General features: G+C 38.7%; 20 protein-coding genes and 1 other annotated feature. Of the genes, 13 read left to right on the plus strand and 7 right to left on the minus strand.

Going from position 1 to position 19,850, the window contains the following annotated elements; genetic code table 11:
* Positions 1–3 precede the first annotated feature (3 nt).
* Genes MKX69_RS01090 through MKX69_RS01100 form a run of 3 tightly spaced genes read left to right on the plus strand, consistent with a single transcriptional unit; the run spans position 4 to position 2,701 of the window.
* Entirely contained in the window at positions 4–1,011 is a 1,008-nt protein-coding gene (locus tag MKX69_RS01090; RefSeq protein WP_002288240.1) for a sugar kinase, read from the plus strand.
* 15 nt (positions 1,012–1,026) lie between these two features.
* A complete protein-coding gene (kduI, locus tag MKX69_RS01095; protein ID WP_341008409.1) occupies positions 1,027–1,878 on the plus strand; it encodes a 5-dehydro-4-deoxy-D-glucuronate isomerase in 852 nt (283 codons plus the stop codon).
* A gap of 19 nt (positions 1,879–1,897) precedes the next feature.
* Positions 1,898–2,701 (plus strand): gluconate 5-dehydrogenase, encoded by an 804-nt coding sequence (locus MKX69_RS01100; RefSeq protein WP_341008411.1) that lies wholly within the window; start codon positions 1,898–1,900, stop codon positions 2,699–2,701.
* Positions 2,702–2,949: 248 nt separating this feature from the next.
* Here the strand turns inward: MKX69_RS01100 and fni are convergent, their stop codons facing one another.
* Genes fni through mvk form a run of 4 tightly spaced genes read right to left on the minus strand, consistent with a single transcriptional unit; the run spans position 2,950 to position 7,023 of the window.
* Positions 2,950–4,014: a type 2 isopentenyl-diphosphate Delta-isomerase gene (gene fni / locus MKX69_RS01105; RefSeq protein ID WP_114635077.1), complete on the minus strand. Its 1,065-nt coding sequence runs from the start codon at positions 4,012–4,014 to the stop codon at positions 2,950–2,952.
* Positions 4,011–5,096 (minus strand): phosphomevalonate kinase, encoded by a 1,086-nt coding sequence (locus MKX69_RS01110; RefSeq protein WP_114635080.1) that lies wholly within the window; start codon positions 5,094–5,096, stop codon positions 4,011–4,013. The genes fni and MKX69_RS01110 overlap by 4 nt, the downstream gene beginning before the upstream one ends.
* A gap of 12 nt (positions 5,097–5,108) precedes the next feature.
* Positions 5,109–6,086, minus strand: a complete 978-nt coding sequence (mvaD, locus tag MKX69_RS01115) for a diphosphomevalonate decarboxylase (RefSeq protein WP_341008414.1) — start codon at positions 6,084–6,086, stop codon at positions 5,109–5,111.
* Entirely contained in the window at positions 6,079–7,023 is a 945-nt protein-coding gene (mvk, locus tag MKX69_RS01120; protein WP_002341068.1) for a mevalonate kinase, read from the minus strand. The genes mvaD and mvk overlap by 8 nt, the downstream gene beginning before the upstream one ends.
* Before the next feature lie 316 nt (positions 7,024–7,339).
* Between mvk and MKX69_RS01125 the strand changes: the two genes are divergently transcribed.
* Both MKX69_RS01125 and MKX69_RS01130 read left to right on the plus strand, forming a co-directional pair.
* The gene (locus MKX69_RS01125) at positions 7,340–7,999 is read left to right on the plus strand and encodes a deoxynucleoside kinase (protein WP_181811527.1); all 660 of its coding nucleotides are present in this window, start codon (positions 7,340–7,342) and stop codon (positions 7,997–7,999) included.
* An 83-nt stretch (positions 8,000–8,082) separates the two neighbouring features.
* Complete coding sequence (locus MKX69_RS01130; protein WP_114635083.1) at positions 8,083–8,988, plus strand: magnesium transporter CorA family protein; 906 nt, start codon at positions 8,083–8,085, stop codon at positions 8,986–8,988.
* Position 8,989: 1 nt separating this feature from the next.
* Here MKX69_RS01130 and MKX69_RS01135 read toward each other — a convergent pair whose 3' ends face one another.
* A complete protein-coding gene (locus MKX69_RS01135) occupies positions 8,990–9,625 on the minus strand; it encodes a pentapeptide repeat-containing protein (protein ID WP_114635085.1) in 636 nt (211 codons plus the stop codon).
* A gap of 150 nt (positions 9,626–9,775) precedes the next feature.
* Positions 9,776–9,901: a sequence feature (ribosomal protein L20 leader region), on the plus strand.
* Between the two features lie 43 nt (positions 9,902–9,944).
* Here MKX69_RS01135 and infC point away from each other — a divergent pair.
* The 3 genes from infC (at position 9,945) to rplT (ending at position 11,158) form a co-directional block, all read left to right on the plus strand.
* The gene (infC, locus tag MKX69_RS01140) at positions 9,945–10,469 is read left to right on the plus strand and encodes a translation initiation factor IF-3 (RefSeq protein WP_002293357.1); all 525 of its coding nucleotides are present in this window, start codon (positions 9,945–9,947) and stop codon (positions 10,467–10,469) included.
* Between the two features lie 71 nt (positions 10,470–10,540).
* Positions 10,541–10,741: a 50S ribosomal protein L35 gene (rpmI, locus tag MKX69_RS01145; RefSeq protein ID WP_002289309.1), complete on the plus strand. Its 201-nt coding sequence runs from the start codon at positions 10,541–10,543 to the stop codon at positions 10,739–10,741.
* A 51-nt stretch (positions 10,742–10,792) separates the two neighbouring features.
* Positions 10,793–11,158 (plus strand): 50S ribosomal protein L20, encoded by a 366-nt coding sequence (rplT, locus tag MKX69_RS01150; RefSeq protein ID WP_114635087.1) that lies wholly within the window; start codon positions 10,793–10,795, stop codon positions 11,156–11,158.
* Between the two features lie 60 nt (positions 11,159–11,218).
* Here rplT and MKX69_RS01155 read toward each other — a convergent pair whose 3' ends face one another.
* The gene (locus MKX69_RS01155) at positions 11,219–11,917 is read right to left on the minus strand and encodes a site-specific integrase (protein WP_341008425.1); all 699 of its coding nucleotides are present in this window, start codon (positions 11,915–11,917) and stop codon (positions 11,219–11,221) included.
* Positions 11,918–12,024: 107 nt separating this feature from the next.
* Here MKX69_RS01155 and MKX69_RS01160 point away from each other — a divergent pair, with 107 nt between their 5' ends.
* Positions 12,025–12,984, plus strand: coding sequence for an IS30 family transposase (locus MKX69_RS01160; protein ID WP_000222573.1), 960 nt, complete (start codon positions 12,025–12,027; stop codon positions 12,982–12,984).
* Here MKX69_RS01160 and MKX69_RS01165 read toward each other — a convergent pair.
* The gene (locus tag MKX69_RS01165; RefSeq protein ID WP_341008427.1) at positions 12,971–13,450 is read right to left on the minus strand and encodes an N-terminal phage integrase SAM-like domain-containing protein; all 480 of its coding nucleotides are present in this window, start codon (positions 13,448–13,450) and stop codon (positions 12,971–12,973) included. The two genes, MKX69_RS01160 and MKX69_RS01165, sit on opposite strands and share 14 nt — an antisense overlap.
* A 176-nt stretch (positions 13,451–13,626) precedes the next feature.
* Here MKX69_RS01165 and MKX69_RS01170 point away from each other — a divergent pair, with 176 nt between their 5' ends.
* From MKX69_RS01170 to MKX69_RS01185, 4 genes are all read left to right on the plus strand, one after another.
* Complete coding sequence (locus MKX69_RS01170; RefSeq protein ID WP_002293280.1) at positions 13,627–14,586, plus strand: IS30-like element IS6770 family transposase; 960 nt, start codon at positions 13,627–13,629, stop codon at positions 14,584–14,586.
* Between the two features lie 1,111 nt (positions 14,587–15,697).
* Positions 15,698–16,954 (plus strand): citrate transporter, encoded by a 1,257-nt coding sequence (locus MKX69_RS01175; protein ID WP_258551788.1) that lies wholly within the window; start codon positions 15,698–15,700, stop codon positions 16,952–16,954.
* Between the two features lie 47 nt (positions 16,955–17,001).
* Positions 17,002–19,131 (plus strand): hydantoinase/oxoprolinase family protein, encoded by a 2,130-nt coding sequence (locus tag MKX69_RS01180; protein ID WP_114635131.1) that lies wholly within the window; start codon positions 17,002–17,004, stop codon positions 19,129–19,131.
* Complete coding sequence (locus MKX69_RS01185) at positions 19,106–19,795, plus strand: hypothetical protein (protein ID WP_341008430.1); 690 nt, start codon at positions 19,106–19,108, stop codon at positions 19,793–19,795. The genes MKX69_RS01180 and MKX69_RS01185 overlap by 26 nt, the downstream gene beginning before the upstream one ends.
* The last annotated feature ends 55 nt before the right edge of the window (positions 19,796–19,850 follow it).

Raw genomic sequence — 19,850 nt, forward strand, 5'->3', positions numbered from 1 at the left:
CTTATGGGAAAAGTAGTGACACTCGGAGAAATCATGTTGCGATTGTCCACAGAGCAGGGAACCCGTATCGATTCAAGTGAACGATTCGCTGCCCATTATGGCGGAGGGGAAGCAAACGTAGCAATTTCTTTAGCTAATTACGGACATGAAGCGATTTTTGCTACAAAAGTACCTGATAACGCATTGGGAAAAGCAGTCAAAAAGCACTTGCAATGTTATGGAGTAGATACGAAACAGGTATTATCTGGTGGATCAAGACTAGGTACTTATTATATGGAAACTGGTAGTGGCGAACGCGCCGCCTCAGTGATCTATGATCGTGCCGGATCAAGTTTTGCTGAAATGGATCATTTGGAATGGTCGCTAGAGGAGTTATTCCAAGGAATAGATATATTTCATGTTTCAGGAATCACCCCAGCTTTGTCTAAAAAATGGCAAAAAATGACGAAACAGGTGATAGAAGCTGCAAAAAAAGCTGGCTGCCTGATCAGCTTCGATATCAACTATCGTGGAAAATTATGGACACAGCAAGAAGCCAGCGAAGTAATCCATCAGCTTTTACCTTTAGTAGATATCTGCTCAGCTGGAAAAATGGATGCTCTTTATTTGTTAGGTATCGAGAAAGCGCCAGAAGCAGAAGAACAACCTCTAATTTATTATTATCAAAAAATGCAGGAAAAGTTCCCGAATATTCAGGTGTTTTATTCGACCAAGCGTACCGTTCATTCAGCAAGTGAAAATGAATTGAAGGGGACATTGTGGATGAACCATGAATATGTGGAATCCCAAGTCCATAGAATCACCCCAATCGTGGATCGAGTAGGTGGCGGAGATGCTTTTGCAGGTGGCGTACTCCATGGGATTTTATCCAATATGTCTCCGCAAGAAATCATTGATTTTGCTACGGCAGCTTCTGCCTTGAAGCATACGATCCATGGGGACTGCAACCAATTTAGTCAAGAAGAAGTCGCACAATTTTTAGCATGCGGCTCTGGAAAAATCATTCGATAGAAGGAGTAGAAGAAAATGCAAGAAATGGAAACACGTTATACACACAGTCCAGAAGATATCCGTCATTATTCAACGGAACAATTGAGAAAAGAATTTTTAGTAGAAAAGGTATTTGAACCAGGGAAAATCAGTTTGACTTATACGCACAACGATCGAATGATCTTTGGTGGAGTGACACCTACTGAAAAAGAATTAGAAATCACATTAGACAAAGAACTAGGTGTTGATTACTTCTTAGAGCGTCGTGAACTAGGTGTGATCAATATCGGTGGACCAGGATTCATCGAGATCGATGGGCAAAAAGAAGAAATGAAAAAACAAGACGGATACTATATCGGAAAAGAAACACGACATGTTGTATTTTCTTCTCAAGATGCTGAAAACCCAGCTAAATTCTATATTAGTTCTGTTCCAGCTCATCATAAATATCCAAATGTAAAAATCAGTATCGACCAAGTAAAACCAATGGAAACTGGTGAAGGCCTGACACTGAATGAACGTAAAATCTATCAATACATCCATCCAAATGTATGCGAAAGCTGTCAATTACAAATGGGTTATACGATTTTAGAACCAGGAAGTGCTTGGAATACGATGCCTTGTCATACACATGAACGTCGTATGGAAGCTTATGTCTACTTTGATTATGCCAATGAAGATACACGTGTGTTCCACATGATGGGCAAACCAGATGAAACAAAACATTTAGCTGTAGACAATGAACAAGCCATTATTTCGCCAAGCTGGTCGATCCATTCAGGTGTAGGTACAAGCAATTACTCATTCATCTGGGCAATGTGCGGAGAAAATATCACCAATATCACCTATACAGACATGGATATGGTGCAAATGGATCAATTAAAATAAGCATAAGGGAGAGAAAATGATGGAATTTAGTATGGATATGTTTCGTTTAGATGGAAAAGTAGCATTAGTCACCGGTGCTGTCTATGGTATTGGATTTGAGATTGCACGCTCTTTAGCTACAGCAGGAGCAAAAATCGTATTTAATAACTTGAATCAAGAATCAGTTGATGAAGGTATAGCGCATTATAAAAAAGCAGGCATCGATGCAAAAGGTTATGTCTGCGATGTGACCGATGAAGAAGCGGTTCAAGCGATGGTTCAACAGATCAAAGAAGATGTAGGTTCAGTTGATATTCTAGTCAACAATGCAGGGATCATCAAACGGACACCGATGATCGAAATGGATGCGGCAGACTTCCGCCAAGCAATCGACGTGGATTTAAATGCCCCATTCATCGTTTCAAAAGCAGTTATTCCGGATATGATCGAAAAAGGCGGCGGTAAAATCATCAATATCTGCTCCATGATGAGTGAATTAGGACGCGAAACGGTCAGTGCTTATGCTGCGGCAAAAGGCGGATTAAAAATGCTGACGAAAAACATCGCTTCTGAATACGGTCAATACAATATCCAATGTTATGGAATTGGACCAGGTTATATTGCTACACCGCAAACTGCTCCATTACGCGAAACACAAGAAAACGGTGAACGTCATCCATTCGATCAATTTATCGTTGGACGTACGCCAGCAGCACGCTGGGGCGAGCCAATCGATTTGGCTGGACCATCTGTCTTCTTGGCTTCTAGCGCATCTGATTTCGTTAACGGCCATGTCTTGTATGTGGACGGAGGCATACTTGCCTATATCGGAAAACAACCTTAAAAGAGCTTTAGTACACTGTTTAGTGGAGAGGTTGTGAAATCAGCGGATTGAACGAATACCGAAGGACAGCTGATTAAACATCATTTATTCGAAAAAAGAGGCTGGGACAGAAGCGTTTAACTCCAAGAAATAAGAAGGAATTCACGAAAATTGCTTTTCAAATTTTTGTGAATTTCAGCTTATTTCCGAAGGAGTTGCTTTTACTTCCGCCGTTTGTACGTGTTTAGAGCGTGAGACAAAAGTGTTCTTTACTTTTTTCCCACGCTCTTTTCTGTGCGTCTTCCATACTTCACTAAGTCGATCCCTCTTGCTTCGCACCAATCCTTCACTGGTCCGGAAAAGATCAGAGATTGTTGGTGTAGGGCCGCGGTATTCGTTGCGCCGACCATAGTATAAAGCAGACGAAGCTCTTCTTGCCATTGCTTCATCAGTATAATAGTTTCTTCTACGCCATGATTCATCAGATGCGTCAGTACGGTTCCTGAAGTACCCACTGCATTTGCGCCGAGACAAAGGGCTTTAAATATGTCATAGGCATTGCGGATACCTCCGGAGGCTAGGATTTCCATAGAAGTGTCTGCTTCATTTGCTTCAAGCAATGAAGAGACTGTCGATTGCCCCCAGTCAGCTAAATAACTCAGTTCCCGCTTGGAGCGACGGGCGTTTTCGATCTGGGTGAAGCTTGTTCCGCTTCGACCGCTGATATCAACTGTATGAACTCCTAAAGAAGCTAGATCATTGAGCGTTTCTCTTGTCATGCCAAAACCGACTTCTTTTACGATGAGGGGGACGTCAATGGCTGTTTGAGTCTCTTGAATAAGTACTTTCCAATTGGTAAAATCACGGTCTCCCTCAGGCATAACCAACTCTTGAGGTGCATTCAAATGAATCTGTAAGGCATCTGCGTGAAACAATCGGATAGCTTCTTGGACTCTTTCGACAGAAGTCCCTGCACCGATGTTGGCAATGATTTTCCCGTGAGAATATTCTTGTCGCATAATCGTATAAGTATCGGCTAAAGAAGGGTCTTTCAAGGCAGCGCTGACTGAACCAGTGGCAATCATCAAATCTGCTTCTCTTGCGACGATTGCAAGATCTTGGTTGATTTTTTTTGTTTTTTCGCTTCCGCCAGTCATCGCATTGATATAAAACGGGCTACTTAGTGTAAAACCAGCTGCCTGTGTGCTTAGATCGACATCAGAAACTGCTATTTGCGGCAAAGGGTTATGGATGATCCGTACGAAGTCAAATTCGTTTTTTTGTTTATCATGAAAGGCTTTAGCTAGTGAAACATGTTCGTCTTTTCGATTCATCGGTTTTCCTTTCTTTGATCGCTATAGACATGTAACGGCAGTGGAGTGATTTCTGCTTTTTCCCATGCACTCATTAAAGGAAGAATGCCAGATTTCTGGTCAACAATTACGATTCCGCAATCGCCACCACCTGCACCAGAAGATTTTGCGGCTCCTTCATACTGTTCAGCTAAATTACACAATTTGTTCAAAGCAGGCGTTTCGATGACGACCCCAGTGATTGCAGATAAATCATGCAGTAATTGTCGGTTTTTTCGAATCATCTGTTGGATCAACGTTACATTATTTTCTTTAAACCCTTTGATCATTTCGTTGACACATTCTGTACTGTTTTTTAAGAAAAGCTGATAAGCCACCATTTTGTCTTCTCTCGAACGGTGAACTTGATCGACCAAATCAGAAGTAGAGGCAGGGCTACCCGTCCAACCAATCAATAAACGTAAATCTTCAGGAGCAATCAATGGCTCAATGGATAGACCTGGCCAATCCAGGGCAAGTAACTCACTGATAGAATGCTGAGTTTCTTGTTCTTGGAGCCAAGGATGGTCGAAGGTTGAGAAAGCAATCCAGCCACCATAACAGCTAGCAGCGATGTCGCCGCAGGAACCATTATCTTGAACTGCTAAATTGGCTAGTGCTGCAATCTTGAAAATCTCCAACTGAGATAAATTTAACGCGTAAAAAACATTCAAGGATTTGACCGTTGCAACGGTCACGGCACCGCTAGAACCCAATCCATATTTCCGGCCATTTGAACTGTCTAACTCACTTGTTACTTTCAGATCATAAAAGGATAAAAGAATGTTTTTTTCTTGTGCATACTTTTCAGTCAAGCGAATAGCAGCAAGGATATAATGAAAAGGATTTTCCCGAATATCTAAAACTAATTCTCCGTTGCGTCTTGTCCAACGTACAGGCATCCCACTATATTGTGCAGATTGGATACTTCCGACTTTTCGTGCGGATTCTACAGTGACTGTCACGAATTGATCGACTGCAGCGATAACTGCTGGATGGCCTGTTTCAACAACTGCATATTCTCCGGCAATATAGAGTTTGCCTGGTGCAGATACTTCAATCATAAAAATCTCCCTTTATTCAATAATCGCAATTCCTGGACCAGCATGGGCAGTAATTACTTGTTCTTTGCTAAATAATTTGGTAAATGTTTCTTGTACCTCAGATAAATGGCTGTTTTCCACTAAAACTTTGACATTAGGGCCAGCATCCATCGTAAAGTAGCATGGAATGTCTTGCTTTCTCAATTGCCGCACCGCATCCATCGCTTTTAAGCTGTCAGGAGACCAGTAAGTGAAAGGTGGTTGGGCAGCTAAAGTCGTTCCGTGCATTTTTAGTCCGTTTCTTTCTATCGTTTCTCCGAGAAGTTGGAAATCTTTTGTTTTGATTGCTTGTTTCAATTGATATAGATCCCCTTCAACGGAATCTAACCAGCCTTGATAAAAACTGGATGTTTCGACTGTCCGCCGCATCCCATTTCTGCTAGACACTTCTTTTTTCTGGTCGTTGATCAAAATGAAAACCATTGCTAGATCGTCTTCGAAAGAATCAGAAGGGACTGGCTTGGCATAAGAGCTTAAGTCATCATGACCTTTTTCCCATTCGACGAAACCACCAAAAATACTTCGGCAAGCTGAACCAGACCCGCGTCGAGCAAATCTTGAAAGAGAAAGATCGTCTAATCCAAGCTTAAGGGCAGTATTACAAGCGCCTGCTAAAGCAGCTAGCCCGCTAGCAGAGGATGCTAATCCGGCTGCGGTAGGAACGAAATTCTGACTGATTACTGAAGCTTTTAGTGAGATGCCGGCTTCTTTACGAAAAAGGTCAAGAAACTGACTAACTTTTTTTGTTGCTTTTTCGTCTTGCAAGGTGTCATCTAGATAAAATTCATCTGCTATATAGCTATCAGAAAAGATGACTTCTGTTTCGGTATAAAATGCATCCAATGTCAACGAAAGACTGTTGTTCATCGGAAGGATGAGTGCTTCATTTTTCTTACCCCAATATTTGATTAGGGCAATGTTGGTATATGCGCGTGCTTTGCCTTTAAACATAGGTATGTACTCCTAATCCTTGTATCCAAGTTTCAGCCGCACCCGCATCTTCAAGTGCTTGACTGATTTCTTGGGCTTTTGTTTTTGTTTGTGCTAATGCAATCATGCAGCCACCGCGTCCGCCGCCAGTTAATTTAGCACCTAATGCACCGGTATCTTTAGCTGTTTGGATCAGTAAATCAAGGAAATCGTTGCTGATCGTCAGTTTTTCCAGAAGTGATTGTGATTCATCCATTGTTTGAGCTAACATTTCTGGTGAATTTTCAATGATTGCTTGCTTCGCTTGCTTTGTCAAGTATCCTAATTTTTGGATCATTTGTCCAGTTTCATGTGGTTGTCTTTCAAACAGGTGAGCGACATCTTTGACGGCTTCTCTTGTTTGTCCTTTGATTCCTGTATCAGCGACAATCAAAAAAGCATCGATATTCAAAGAAAAATAATCAAAAGGATGTCCTTTTGTAAAATAAATTGGCTGCAAGCTGCTAGTAGCGGCTGCATCGATCCCACTAGGATTGCCATGTGCGATTTTTTCCGAAAGTTGTACTTTCTCTAATAGTATTTCACGAGACAAAGGGAGTGCTAAGTAATCATAAAAAGCACGAGTAACTGCTGTGGCGACCGCAGCACTTGATCCCATTCCACGTTCAGCAGGAATCGTGCTTTCGATGGTTAGTTGCAAGTTTTTATGGATATCATGCTCTTTTTTTAAATGGATGAATAATTTTTTGATATTTTTTAATGTATGAGGAGCTTCGGCTAAATTTCCTGAATAGTAGGAAGAAACCAATTGATCGTCCATTGCATCCAGCTCTTCAAGGAATGCGGTGACTTTTGTTGCATAAAAAGGAAAGGCAATCGCCGGTTCTCCATAAACAACCGCGTGCTCGCCCATCAAGATAATCTTTCCGCTTGATTCTCCTTGGCCATAGTTTGCCATAATCTAACTCCTTCTCACGTAAAAGTGATTTTTAAGCAAAAAATAAAGCGCCCAAAACGAGTTGCGCTGCTTCACGAAATTTTTTGTCCGCTAAGGGTCTCAAAAAAACATTTCTTCTTTATTTTACTAAAATCATCCCAGAAGTAAAACTAAGAATACGTTTTCTAAAGGAAAAACCCTTTTTTCTTAAGAATTTTTTGACCTTTTTTCTTTTTTGACTAGAAAAAAATACAATTGACACTACTAGATATTGGGGGTATATTTAAAAAGGTTGGTGTTAAACACAATATTTAGTGATGAAGTGAGCTGGAGGTAAATGAGCGTGATCGTTTTAGCAGGTACAATTGGTGCCGGAAAATCAAGTTTGACAGAAATGATGGCTGAACACTTTGGTAGTCAGGCATTTTATGAATCAATTGATGATAATGAAGTCTTGCCCTTATTTTATGCAAACCCTGAACAGTATGCTTTTTTGCTGCAAATTTATTTTTTGAATAAACGTTTTGCAAGCATCAAACAAGCAATGAAAGATGACAATAATGTATTGGACCGTTCGATTTATGAGGATTCGCTGCTTTTCCATCTAAATGCAGATCTAGGAAGAGCGACGGAAACGGAAGTTCGTGTGTATGATGAACTGCTGGAAAACATGATGGAAGAACTGCCCTATGCTGCCCATAAAAAACACCCGGATTTATTAGTTCATATTCGTGTATCTTTTGATACGATGCTAGAACGGATCGAGAAACGTGGTCGTTCCTATGAACAATTGTCCTTTGACCCAAGTCTGTACGATTATTACAAAGAATTGAACAGACGGTATGATCAATGGTATGAAGAATACAAAGAAAGTCCAAAAATCCAAATCGATGGAGATCGCTACAATTTTGTGGAAGATCCTCAAGCAAAAGAAGAAGTCTTGAAAATGATCGAAGAAAAATTGGCAGAAATCCGCCAAACTGAATTAGCCATTTGATTTAAAGCTACTCAAAAAAGGATGCTCCTTTATTTGAGTAGCTTTTTTCTTTATACTAGAAACAAATATCAGGAGGATGGAGTATGCGGGAAAAATACTATTTTAATCAAAAACGTAATTTTTGGATCAATATACAGCAAGATGATGTGCTAGCTGTTAAAAATTTAAAAGAAGAATATGGCATCAGCGATGAGATGCTGACTTATTCTCTAGATAAAAATGAGCGGGCACGCGTAGAGTATAACTCTTTTGATGAAGTGTTACTACTTGTATCAAATGTCCCACACCAACAAAAAGTCGATAACCATTACGAAACTAGTCCTATCGCTTTTATTTTAAAAGAAGATGGTTTGTTTACATTTACCACGCCGAATACCGAGTATGTGATTCGACTGATTCGATCACTTTTGGAGCGAATGCCAGACATGAGTGTATACAGTTTATTGTTCCATACATTATTTTTAATTTCTGATTCCTTTTTTCCTTTAATCGAGGAAGTAAATAGCGAACGTCAACGGCTCAACCTAAAGTTAAGGGAAAAAACAACAAACAAGAATCTACTGCAACTTTCAGATTTAGAGATCGGTTTGGTTTACTTAGTTATAGGAACAAAACAAAATGTAGTACTTTTGGAACAAATCAAGGCATTGGCCATTTATCGCAAGTTGTCAGAAAAGGAAAAGGAAGAGTTGGACGATGCACTGATCGAAGCACGACAAGCAGTTGAAATGACGAACTTAGCTTCGCAGATTTTAGATCAGCTTTCTGGCACTTATAATAATTTACTGAATAACAATTTAAATGACACGATGAAGTTTTTGACTGTCTGGTCGCTGATCTTGACTGTACCGACTATTGTGACAGGATTTTTTGGGATGAATCTTAAGCTACCATTTACCCATTCCGTTTTCGGATGGGGAATCGCCTTGATCATCAGTCTGGTTTTATCTGTTTTGATGCTCATTGCACTATGGTGGCGGATTCGTTGATCTAGTCTTTGATCTGCAAACCAAGGGCTTGAGCAATCACAAGTGCTTGCTCCTGATTGACGATCATTCCTGCCAAATAATCTTGAGATAAAGCAATGGCAGTGAAGAAATTAGTCGTAAAGTCTAATCCCTTCAGAGAAGTTCGGAACCAATTCGAACCAGTTAACTGATTATCAGACAAAAAAAGATTTTTCCAAGTGACCTTATAAAATTCGCTGTCTTCTAACTGGCAATGATCGAAGGATACGGCTTTCAAGTTTGTGCTGCTAAAGGAAGCCATCGAAGCAATGCAGTCAGTGAAAGTGCAGTCTCTAAGATAACTTTCGGCAAAATTCGTACCTGTTAATTTACATTGATGAAACACGACTTGGTGGAAACTGCCACCAATCCACTCCAGATTGGAAAAATCACACTTTTCAAAAATGACATTACTACATTCAAAATGACGTAAAACTGTTTTTTGCATGGTCAGTTTTTGGACATGACTCTCTCTTAATACCATATTTTTGGCATCAAGATAGCTTTGATCACCTCCATTGATCAGAAGAAGACCAGAGAGGATTTCTTCATCTTCTAAATAAAAATCTCCTTTTGCCAGAGGAGGAAGAGAAGGTGGAATAGGTTCGATTTTTTTCATGTGGGTTCACCTCGTTTTTCTTTAGTATAGCAAAGAAGCGGGAATCACTGCTAGAAAGTCTGCTAGACCAATCATTTTCAGAAAAGGAAGAAAAACTGTATGAAAAACATTGACAGAAGGATTGGTTTTTGCTATACTATAATGGTTGAGAAATAAAAGCAGAAGCACCCGCTTCTCGCCTTAGTTGATAATGTCGCTGGGCTAGATAGTTTTCACTGGTTCTATTAGGTGAAGTACGCGCGGGTTCTGTAAGAGAACTCGTTTTTTTATTGCCGTTTATTCGGTAAGCTTTTCTTTCTCTCATAATATTTGGAGGTGAATGACCATAGCAAAGGATATGATGGTTAACGACGGCATTCGTGCACGAGAGTTACGATTGATCGGTTCAGATGGTGAGCAATTAGGAGTTAAGACAAAAGCAGAAGCATTGAATATTGCAGAACAAGCAAACTTGGATCTTGTGTTAGTTGCCCCTGGTGCGAAACCACCAGTTGCGCGAATCATGGACTACGGTAAATACCGTTTCGAACAACAAAAGAAAGACCGCGAAGCGCGTAAAAAACAAAAAGTGATCAATGTAAAAGAAGTTCGCTTAAGTCCTACGATCGACTTGAATGACTTCAATACAAAACTTCGTAATGCACGTAAGTTCTTGGAAAAGGGCGATAAAGTGAAAGCTTCTATCCGTTTCAAAGGCCGTGCCATTACCCATAAAGAAATTGGTCAAAAAGTCTTGAATCGCTTAGCTGAAGAAACTGCGGATATTGCAACAGTGGAACAAAAAGCGAAAATGGACGGACGCAGCATGTTCTTGACGCTGGCACCGAAAAACGACAGTAAGTAATTTGAATGACTAACTGGCTGTTGGACAGCCGATAGTCGGATAACGAAAGATTTTGAGGAGGAAATATAGTCATGCCAAAACAAAAAACACACCGCGGATCAGCAAAACGTTTCAAACGTACTGGTAAAGGCGGATTGAAACGCTTCCGCGCGTTTACAAGTCACCGTTTCCACGGCAAAACAAAAAAACAACGCCGTCAATTGCGTAAAGCAAGCATGGTTTCTAGTGGCGACTTCAAACGTATTCGCCAACAACTAGCAAAAATGAAATAAGAAGTACAAATAACAGAATCTGAAGATTTTTTTTATTAGGAGGAATTATACATGGCACGTGTTAAAGGTGGAACAGTAACTCGTAAACGTCGTAAAAGAGTGCTAAAATTAGCAAAAGGTTACTACGGTTCAAAACACACTTTATTTAAAACAGCAAAAGAACAAGTAATGAATTCATACAACTACGCATATCGCGATCGTCGTCAAAAGAAACGCGACTTCCGTAAATTGTGGATTGCTCGTATCAACGCAGCGGCTCGTATGAATGGCTTAAGCTACTCAAAATTGATGCACGGCTTGAAATTAGCTGAAATCGACATCAACCGCAAAATGTTAGCTGACTTGGCTGTAAACGATGCAACAGCATTTACTGCATTAGCTGACCAAAGTCGCCAAGCCCTAGAAAACAACAAATAAAGGGGTATTCAATACCCGTGAACCCACTCTAACCAGTGGGTTTTTTTGTTATTTTTAAAATTAATCTAGGTTCATAAACTCTGTTAGCTTATCAACTGTTTGTTCTCTTTGTTTATCACTTAAATGTGTATATACGTTCAGTGTAGTTTTAACATTAGAATGACCTAAACGTTCTTGTGCTTCCTTTAGATTTATTCCTGATAAATATAGTAAACTTGCGTGGGTATGTCTAAAACCATGAATCGTAATAATTTTCAGGTCTTTTCCAGTCTTCTTTTTATAATGTCTGGCAATAGTTTGTAGCCATTCTTTTGGTATATTTGGTTCTAAAAAACTATTTTTATGGTTAGGAAATAGTAATTGTTTGGGGTTATCGAAAGTTAAGTTTAGTTTTTCTTTTTGTAATTCTTTCCATGTCTGTAAATAATTCAATGTTTGATTATCCAGAAATATTTTCCTGAAACTTGCTTTAGTTTTCGGTGGATGAATTAGGAACCTGCCATTTTCACCCTTTGTTAATGTTTTTGATACAAGCAAGTATTTTTCTTCAAAATTAATATCATTCCAAGTTAGTGATAAAGCTTCCCCACGTCTAATGCCTGTAAAAGCTAACAGATGAAAAAATATGAACCTTTGATGTTCAAAATTATTCTTGGTAAAGTTTAGGAATTCTAATAGCTCATCTTTTGAGTAAAAATTGTCAAACTCTTTATATTGATTCAAGTCAATATTATTATGGGGTAATTGAACAAATTCCATTGGATTTTTAAAAACGCCGATTGTAAAATTAAGCTAGACAACTAAAAAAGTCATTTGTGCTACACTCAAAATAGTTCCGTCCAAAGAATTATAAGGAGTGAGTACAAATGACCTATACCCATCTTACAACGGATGAACTTGTAATGATAGAGTCTTATTTCAAAATAAATCAATCTGTTGCGAAAACTGCGCATTGCTTGAATCGTTCAAGACAAACGATCCATAAAGTATACCTGTTCTTCAAGCAAGGAAAATCAGCCTTAGAGTACTATCAACAGTATAAGAAAAACAAATCAAACTGTGGTAGACGCCCGCTTGTTTTACCTGAGGAACAATCAGAATATATTCAAAGAAAGGTTGTTCAAGGATGGACACCCGATGTGATTGTTGGTCGTGCAGCGTTTCCTATTCGTTGTTCTGCTCGTACCATTTATCGTATGTTCAAAAAGGGGCTATTTAATCCTTCTGACTTACCGATGAAAGGCAAGCGTAAACCAAATGGACATCAAGAAAGACGTGGAAAACAAGCTTTCCGTCGCTCTATTCATGAACGTGAAAAAGATTATAGCCAATTCTCAAATGAGTTTGGTCACCTTGAAGGTGACACTATCGTAGGTTTGAAACATAAAAGTGCTGTAATTACCTTAGTTGAGCGATTATCAAAAGTTATCATCACATTGAAACCGTGTGGTAGACAAGCGATTGATATTGAAAACAAATTAAATCATTGGTTTGAATCTGTACCGAAAAATCTATTCAAATCCATCACTTTTGATTGTGGAAAGGAATTTTCAAATTGGAAACAGATCAGTAATGCCAATGATATTGCCATTTATTTCGCTGATCCAGGAACGCCGTCTCAAAGAGGCCTAAACGAGAATTCTAACGGATTGTTACGTAGAGATGGTTTATTGAAATCTATGGATTTCAATTCAGTAGATGAATCTTTTATTCAATCTGTCGCATCGAAACGAAATAATATTCCTAGAAAATCACTGAATTATCGAACACCTTTGGAAGTATTTTTGAGTTACGTAAGTATTGATGATTTGTCTAACTTAATTTGACAATTAAGAAAATTAATTCTAAATAATTGGCATGATTCATAACAGCGTTGAAATAATAGATATAACGTTTGAATCTTTTAGGGTGGATTTTATACCACTTATTAACTATTTCCTGACAATAAACTGTTGTAATATTTTGCACTTCTATTTCTTGAAAATACGGTAAAATATTATTTTTAAAGATACTAAGTGTTCCTGCATACGTGCTTTCTTTAACAATCCCTCTATATTTCTTTAGCCATAGTGTATAAACATCATTAAATGTTTTGTATTTTCTAGGTAAATATTGTTCGGTTGCAACTAGTAGACTCAGTTCTGCTAATGCTAAACTAGCTTCCTCTTTTGTTTCAAACCCCCTTCTTGTTGTTTTCTGCTTTTTACCAGTTTTATGATTAATACCTACATAAAAATCAAACATGTAATTGATTGTGCCGTCTTGCTTTTTGTATTGTTTAATTTGTGCCATAAAGACTCTCCTTTTATGGCATAGGATAAAGTTAGTACCATTATATGATATCTAGTACTAAAATTCGATATTTAATAAATCGCGAATTGTAAAATTAAGTTAGAAAAATAAAAAGGCATTTATGGTACACTCAAATTGTATTTCCGACGAAAGAAAACAAAGGAGTGTAACCATAAATGACCTACAAACATCTTACCATAGACGAACTGACAATGATAGAATCATATTATCTTCAACATAATAAGCCGGTTGAAATCGCTAACCGAATGGGACGTGCTATACAAACTATTTATAATGTAGTCAATAAGTTCAAGCAAGGTAAGACTGCTCTTGATTATTGGCACCAGTATAAAGAAAATAAGAAAAAATGTGGTAGAAAAGTCATTCAATTACCTGCTCATGAAGTAGATTACATTAAAGAGAAAGTCACTCTTGGTTGGACGCCTGACGTCATTATCGGGCGAAAAGAAAGACCTGTTTCATGCGGTATGAGAACACTTTATCGTTTATTTTCTAAAGGAATATTTGATATTGACACACTACCGATGAAAGGTAAAAGAAAACCCAATGGCCATCAGGAAAAACGGGGAAAACAACAGTATCAGCGCTCAATCCATGATCGACCTGATAATTATCCTGATTTCAATTCTGAGTTTGGTCACCTTGAAGGTGATACGATCGTTGGCATTCATCATAAAAGTGCCGTCATTACTTTAGTTGAAAGATTATCTAAAGTCATTATCACGATTAAACCCAACGGCCGTAAGGCATTAGATATTGAAACTGCCCTTAATCAATGGTTTTCTCGCTTCCCTAAAAACTTCTTTAAATCTATTACGTTTGACTGTGGAAAAGAATTTTCTAACTGGAAAGCCATTAGTAACCAACATGATATTGATATATATTTTGCGGACCCTGGAACACCTTCTCAACGCCCATTAAACGAGAATTCTAACGGGATTCTGCGTCGTAATGGACTGCCGAAATCAATGGATTTTAGAGAAGTGAATCAGACATTTATTTCCAGTGTCAGCAATCAACGTAATCATATTCCAAGAAAATCATTGAATTACAGAACACCAATCGAAATATTTTTGAGCTATGTACAAGAAGCATTTTATTCTAGCTTAATTTGACAAATCATATAATATTAAGCTATTTAAAGAATTTAGCGACATGTGACGGTTACTTAATACATAATTAAATTTCAGAGAGGGTGTAGATAAGTTATTGAACTCTTCCTTATTGGCATCTTCTCCTAAATTATTAACTATCTCTTTATACAATTCAGATTCATTGATAAGTGATATATATGATTCAACATAAGTCAGCTTGTGACTTGCTAAGGGCTCAATAACTTCCTCCAAGAAAAACATCCTTCCTATATTAGAAATATATGTACATAAATTAATTATATCACTAATCACATGGAAAAATACACTCCACAAATAAATCTAAAAGATAATTTTCGGGATTTCTTTACTTAAAAACTTCAAGTTGAAACGAATTAGTTATAAAATTTACCGTTTCGGTATTTAAGGTGTAAATGGTCATGGTAAAACAGAGAGAAAAAACGTTCACACTTATAATTTACAGAAGGAGTGATTACTTAATGTCCCAAATTACTCGAGAGACTAAAAATGGATTGATGAACTATAGGCGCTTAGTACGCGTCTTACAGGTTGTTCGTATTCTCTTGATGAAGGTTGTGTATCGTGTATCGAAGAAAGTTTCATGAACGAAGCAACAGAGCTGCAGTTTGCGGTTGAATGTTGGTTACAGAATCTGCTTGAATTTAGGAAACGCCCAAAATGGTTAGTCCTAAAGTAGCGCTTGCCGGTATTAGAATGTAGCTGAGGGCAAAAATGCGCTGTCCACAGAAATGCGGTGAGCAGTACATCGCTATGGTTTTAACTCATAAAGAAAAAGAGCAACCCTCAATACACATAAGTATGCTCTTTGTTTCCTCTTTTTTGTTTACAATCCTCCATCAAATGAAACAGGACAATAACGTATAAGTCTAAAATAGCATAATTAAGGTTTTTTAATTGAAAACTGAACATTTATGGTCATCCTTTAATGAAAGCGCTAACTACATAAGTTAGAATGAGTTTGACTGATATATTAGTTTGCTTATCAGAAAAACAAAATGGACGGAGGAATAACATGAGTGATATTATTATTGGTATTTTGTTAGTTATCTCATTCTCTTTCATGATCTGATACTGTGTAAAAGGCTACAACTTGATGGTCGGCTTTGCCATCATGGCTACTGTATGGATGGGATTAGCGCTAGTCGGAAACACGTTTTCACCAAACCCGGCGATGGAAGGGCAAGGAGTAATTGATGTATTGACGCATATCTATACGACGGGGCCAGCTGAGTACGCCAAATCGATCTTGGTAAATGTCTTCTTTGGTGCCTTTTTCGGGCGTGTTCTAGTAGATAACGGAATCGCAGCTACCCTGATTCGAAAGGTAGTTGAACTTGGAGGGGACAAGCCAAGAATCACGATGAGCTTACTATGTATTGTAACCGCTGTTATATTCATGTCGATGACAGGAATCGGACCAGTGATTTCTATTGCAGTTATTGTGTTGCCGATCTTGATGTCATTAGGTATTTCAGTACCGGTTGCACTGTTCTCATTTATGGGCTCGATTATGGCTGGAATCTTTGCTAATATCGTCAATTTTAAACAATATCAAACGATTTATGCTGGTTTCAATCCAGCGGCTGAAAGCTATACTTATAATGACTATTTCCAAATTGGTATGATTGGGATGATTGTAAGCTTAGTTGTGGTACTAACGGTCGCTAATATATCAATGAACAAAAAGAAACGCTATGCAATGGCAGCAAACGTACCAGCTGAAGGTGGCGACGCACCAATGATCTCATGGTTAGCCGTATTATTACCAGTTTTAGGGGTCGTTCTTTTAGATCTTCCAATCATCTTAGGTTTTATTCTAGCAGGTATCTGGGCATTGCTGTTTACTGGAAAATTGCGCGGAGGTTATAAAGAAATCTGTCGTCAGTTTGCGAAATTATTTACAGATGGCGCAGTAGATGTTGTACCAATGGTTGGTTTCTTGATGACCTTAGCGATGTTCAATAATTCAGCTGCGTATGCTTCTCCTTATTTTTCAGCTATTTTTGGAGATTGGATACCGCAATCACCATTAGTCTTGGCAATCGTATTTGCTATATTGACACCACTAGGATTTTTCCGCGGTCCAATGAATCTAGTCGGTTCAGGCTCAGCTATTTTAGCTGTCGTGTTAGCTGTTAATCCAACGATGTCGCCAGCCTTTTTGTTCCCGTTATTTGCAATCACAACGATTGCTCCTCAGCATTTAGATATTACACAATCTTGGGTTGCTTGGGGATTAGGTTATACAAAAGTAACTTCTCGAGAATATATGAAGAAATCCATCCCAACTGGTTGGATCATCGGTGCGATCTTATGCCTGATCACGTTCTTATTGTACGGGAACGCCTAGTAAACAAAACGTCGATAAAAACGATTAGATGAATGGAGGAAAAGAAAATGAAACGTTTTGTGCGAATGGGAATTGATGTTGGCGGTACACATACGAAAGCAGTCGCAATCGATAATGCGACGCACGAAATCATCGGAAAATCTTCAGTGAAAACAACCCACGATGATGTCCGTGGAGTAGCCGCAGGTGTCGTTCAGTCTTTTCAAAATTGTTTGCGGGAAAATAATATCAGTCCAGAAGATGTTGTGTTTGTTGCACATTCTACCACACAAGCGACTAATGCACTGATTGAAGGAGACGTAGCAAAAGTCGGCGTAATCGGGATGGCAAAAGGTGGATTAGAAGGTTTTTTAGCAAAACGACAAACTAGATTGAACGATATCGATTTAGGGAATAAGAAAAAAATAGAGATTGTCAATGCATTCTTACCTGTCAAACACTTAAATGTAGATCGTGTTTCAGAAACGATTTCTTCTTTAGAAAGAGAAAGAGCGGAGGTCTTGGTTTCTTCTATGGCATTTGGAGTAGATAATGGGGAACCAGAACGAGTTGTTTATGAAGCAGCATCTGTGAAAGCGATCCCTACAACGATGGCTTCTGACATCACAAAATTATATGGATTGACAAGAAGAACTCGGACAGCAGCAATCAACGCATCTATTTTACCAAAAATGCTAGATACGGCAACCTCGACAGAAGACTCCGTACGAGAAGCAGGGGTCAATGTTTCTTTGATGATTATGCGCGGAGACGGCGGAGTAATGGAAATCAATGAAATGAAAAAACGACCTGTTTTAACCATGCTTTCCGGTCCTGCTGCATCAGTCATGGGTTCTTTGATGTACTTGAGAGCGTCTAATGGTGTTTATTTTGAAGTAGGCGGAACAACAACCAATATCGGGGTCATTAAAAATGGACGTCCAGCAATCGATTATTCAATTGTAGGTGGCCACCCAACATATATCTCTTCATTAGATGTTCGGGTTCTAGGTGTGGCAGGCGGTTCGATGGTACGGGCTAATCAGTCAGGAATCATCGATGTCGGTTCACGTTCTGCACATATTGCCGGTCTAGATTATGCAGTATTTACGGAGACAGAAAAAATCAAAGGTCCTAAGGTTGAATTTTTCTCTCCTAAAGAAGGAGACCCTGCTGATTACGTCAAGGTAGTGATGGAAGACGGAGAAGAAGTGACTATTACAAATACATGTGCAGCCAATGTCCTTGGATTAGTGCAAGAAGAACATTTTTCTTATGGAAATGTCCCATCTGCACGAAAAGCCATACAGGCATTAGCAGACTATTGTCATACGACGGTTGATGACATCGCAGAGCAGATCATGGAAAAATCCTATGCTAAGATTGAACCGGTGATTTTAGAATTGGCAGACAAGTATCACTTGGAGAAAGATCAGATTTCTCTTGTAGGTGTAGGGGGCGGCGCTGCCTCATTGATTACTTACTTTAGTAATAAAATGGGTGTGAAATATTCGATTCCTGAAAACGCCGAAGTGATTTCTTCTATTTGTGTAGCACTTGCAATGGTCCGAGATGTTGTAGAACGTATCATCCCTTCGCCAAGTAAAGAAGATATACGATCGTTGAAAAATGAAGCTATGAATAAAGCGATTGAATCAGGCGCTACACCAGAATCGATCGAAGTCCACGTAGAAATCGATCCACAGACTTCAAAAGTAACGGCTATCGCTACTGGTTCTACGGAAGTGAAAGCAACCGATCTAACCAAGGAGATCACAACAGAAGAAGCACTAGAGCTTGCTACAGAGGATATGCGATTAAATAAAAATGAAGTTTGCTTATTGGAAAATACACCTTTCTTTTATGTATGCGGCGAACAGAATCGTTCAAAAAATGCTGGAAGTCTTCGGATCATCGATCAAAAAGGATTTATCAAGGTCCAACGTGGACATGCTTCATGTATGAAAACAACTGCAGCCAATTATATGACAGCTGTCGAACAACTTTGGGAAGATATGGCAGTTTATCAAACTGAATTGATTGCCCGACCAGAATTTTATCTCTGCTTAGGAGCAAGAGTCTCTGATTTTACAGCGACGGATCTGGAACAACTACAGCTTTTGATGGATCTGGAAGTATCTACTATGGAACCGGAGGAAGAAGTGATCGTCGTTGCCGGAAATATCAAACAAACATAAGTTAGAAGAGTTACTAAACGAATTACAACAGATCCCCAAAGAAATTTGGGGATTCTACCAATTTCGGCGAGATTTATTTTGGAAAAATATTCCTTTGTCCAAGCAGAAAATTCTTATACAACAATCAATCGATTGTGGTATCGAAACGGCATGTAGCATCAAAAAAAAGTACCCTTTTGCCGATGTAGGAGAAATCTGTGAACAAATGGCTGTTCCAATCGTTTCCTGTGAATCAGAGCAAATAAACGAACGAATCACTTTTGCAACTTATGCAGAAGATGAAGGGATCCGATTGATGACGGAGCCGTTAGAAAAATTAAAATGTTCAGGACTAGCTTCGATCTCTAAAGAAACAGCGCAAGCTTTGATTATTGGACATGAACTATCTCACCACATCGAAGCTTCTGTTAAGGGAATTTATACGCAAAACGAAAAAATTGTGCTGTGCCGGTTGCCTTTTTATACACATCAATCAAACATTCGTGCATTGAGCGAGATAGCAGCGATGAGTTTTTCAAAAGAGATGAATCAAAGCGATTTTTCGCCTTATGTATTAGAGGCAGTCTTACTTTGGCCATATAATGAAATTCGTAGCCAAGGGATCTTAGAAGAAATAAAAGAAATAGAAAAAAGATGTACGGAGTATGATTTAGATTACAAATAAAGAGACTGTGACAATGTAGTGACCCCCAAAAGTTAGACTTTTTTGGAGTGGAGAA

The sequence above is a fragment of the Enterococcus sp. FSL R5-0957 genome, assembly GCF_038008005.1.
GTDB lineage: Bacteria > Bacillota > Bacilli > Lactobacillales > Enterococcaceae > Enterococcus_B > Enterococcus_B faecium.

Bases quoted from the DNA above. Each gene is read 5' to 3' on its own strand.
- fni (WP_114635077.1), bottom strand. From the start codon at position 4,014: ATGAATCGAAAAGACGAACATGTTTCACTAGCTAAAGCCTTTCATGAT.
- MKX69_RS01130 (WP_114635083.1), top strand. From the start codon at position 8,083: ATGCGGGAAAAATACTATTTTAATCAAAAACGTAATTTTTGGATCAAT.
- MKX69_RS01110 (WP_114635080.1), bottom strand. From the start codon at position 5,096: ATGATTGAAGTATCTGCACCAGGCAAACTCTATATTGCCGGAGAATAT.
- infC (WP_002293357.1), top strand. From the start codon at position 9,945: ATGACCATAGCAAAGGATATGATGGTTAACGACGGCATTCGTGCACGA.
- rpmI (WP_002289309.1), top strand. From the start codon at position 10,541: ATGCCAAAACAAAAAACACACCGCGGATCAGCAAAACGTTTCAAACGT.
- MKX69_RS01155 (WP_341008425.1), bottom strand. From the start codon at position 11,917: ATGGAATTTGTTCAATTACCCCATAATAATATTGACTTGAATCAATAT.
- MKX69_RS01160 (WP_000222573.1), top strand. From the start codon at position 12,025: ATGACCTATACCCATCTTACAACGGATGAACTTGTAATGATAGAGTCT.
- rplT (WP_114635087.1), top strand. From the start codon at position 10,793: ATGGCACGTGTTAAAGGTGGAACAGTAACTCGTAAACGTCGTAAAAGA.
- MKX69_RS01135 (WP_114635085.1), bottom strand. From the start codon at position 9,625: ATGAAAAAAATCGAACCTATTCCACCTTCTCTTCCTCCTCTGGCAAAA.
- MKX69_RS01175 (WP_258551788.1), top strand. From the start codon at position 15,698: ATGGTCGGCTTTGCCATCATGGCTACTGTATGGATGGGATTAGCGCTA.
- MKX69_RS01180 (WP_114635131.1), top strand. From the start codon at position 17,002: ATGAAACGTTTTGTGCGAATGGGAATTGATGTTGGCGGTACACATACG.
- MKX69_RS01170 (WP_002293280.1), top strand. From the start codon at position 13,627: ATGACCTACAAACATCTTACCATAGACGAACTGACAATGATAGAATCA.
- MKX69_RS01100 (WP_341008411.1), top strand. From the start codon at position 1,898: ATGGAATTTAGTATGGATATGTTTCGTTTAGATGGAAAAGTAGCATTA.
- mvaD (WP_341008414.1), bottom strand. From the start codon at position 6,086: ATGTTTAAAGGCAAAGCACGCGCATATACCAACATTGCCCTAATCAAA.
- MKX69_RS01090 (WP_002288240.1), top strand. From the start codon at position 4: ATGGGAAAAGTAGTGACACTCGGAGAAATCATGTTGCGATTGTCCACA.
- MKX69_RS01125 (WP_181811527.1), top strand. From the start codon at position 7,340: ATGAGCGTGATCGTTTTAGCAGGTACAATTGGTGCCGGAAAATCAAGT.
- mvk (WP_002341068.1), bottom strand. From the start codon at position 7,023: ATGGCAAACTATGGCCAAGGAGAATCAAGCGGAAAGATTATCTTGATG.
- MKX69_RS01165 (WP_341008427.1), bottom strand. From the start codon at position 13,450: ATGGCACAAATTAAACAATACAAAAAGCAAGACGGCACAATCAATTAC.
- kduI (WP_341008409.1), top strand. From the start codon at position 1,027: ATGCAAGAAATGGAAACACGTTATACACACAGTCCAGAAGATATCCGT.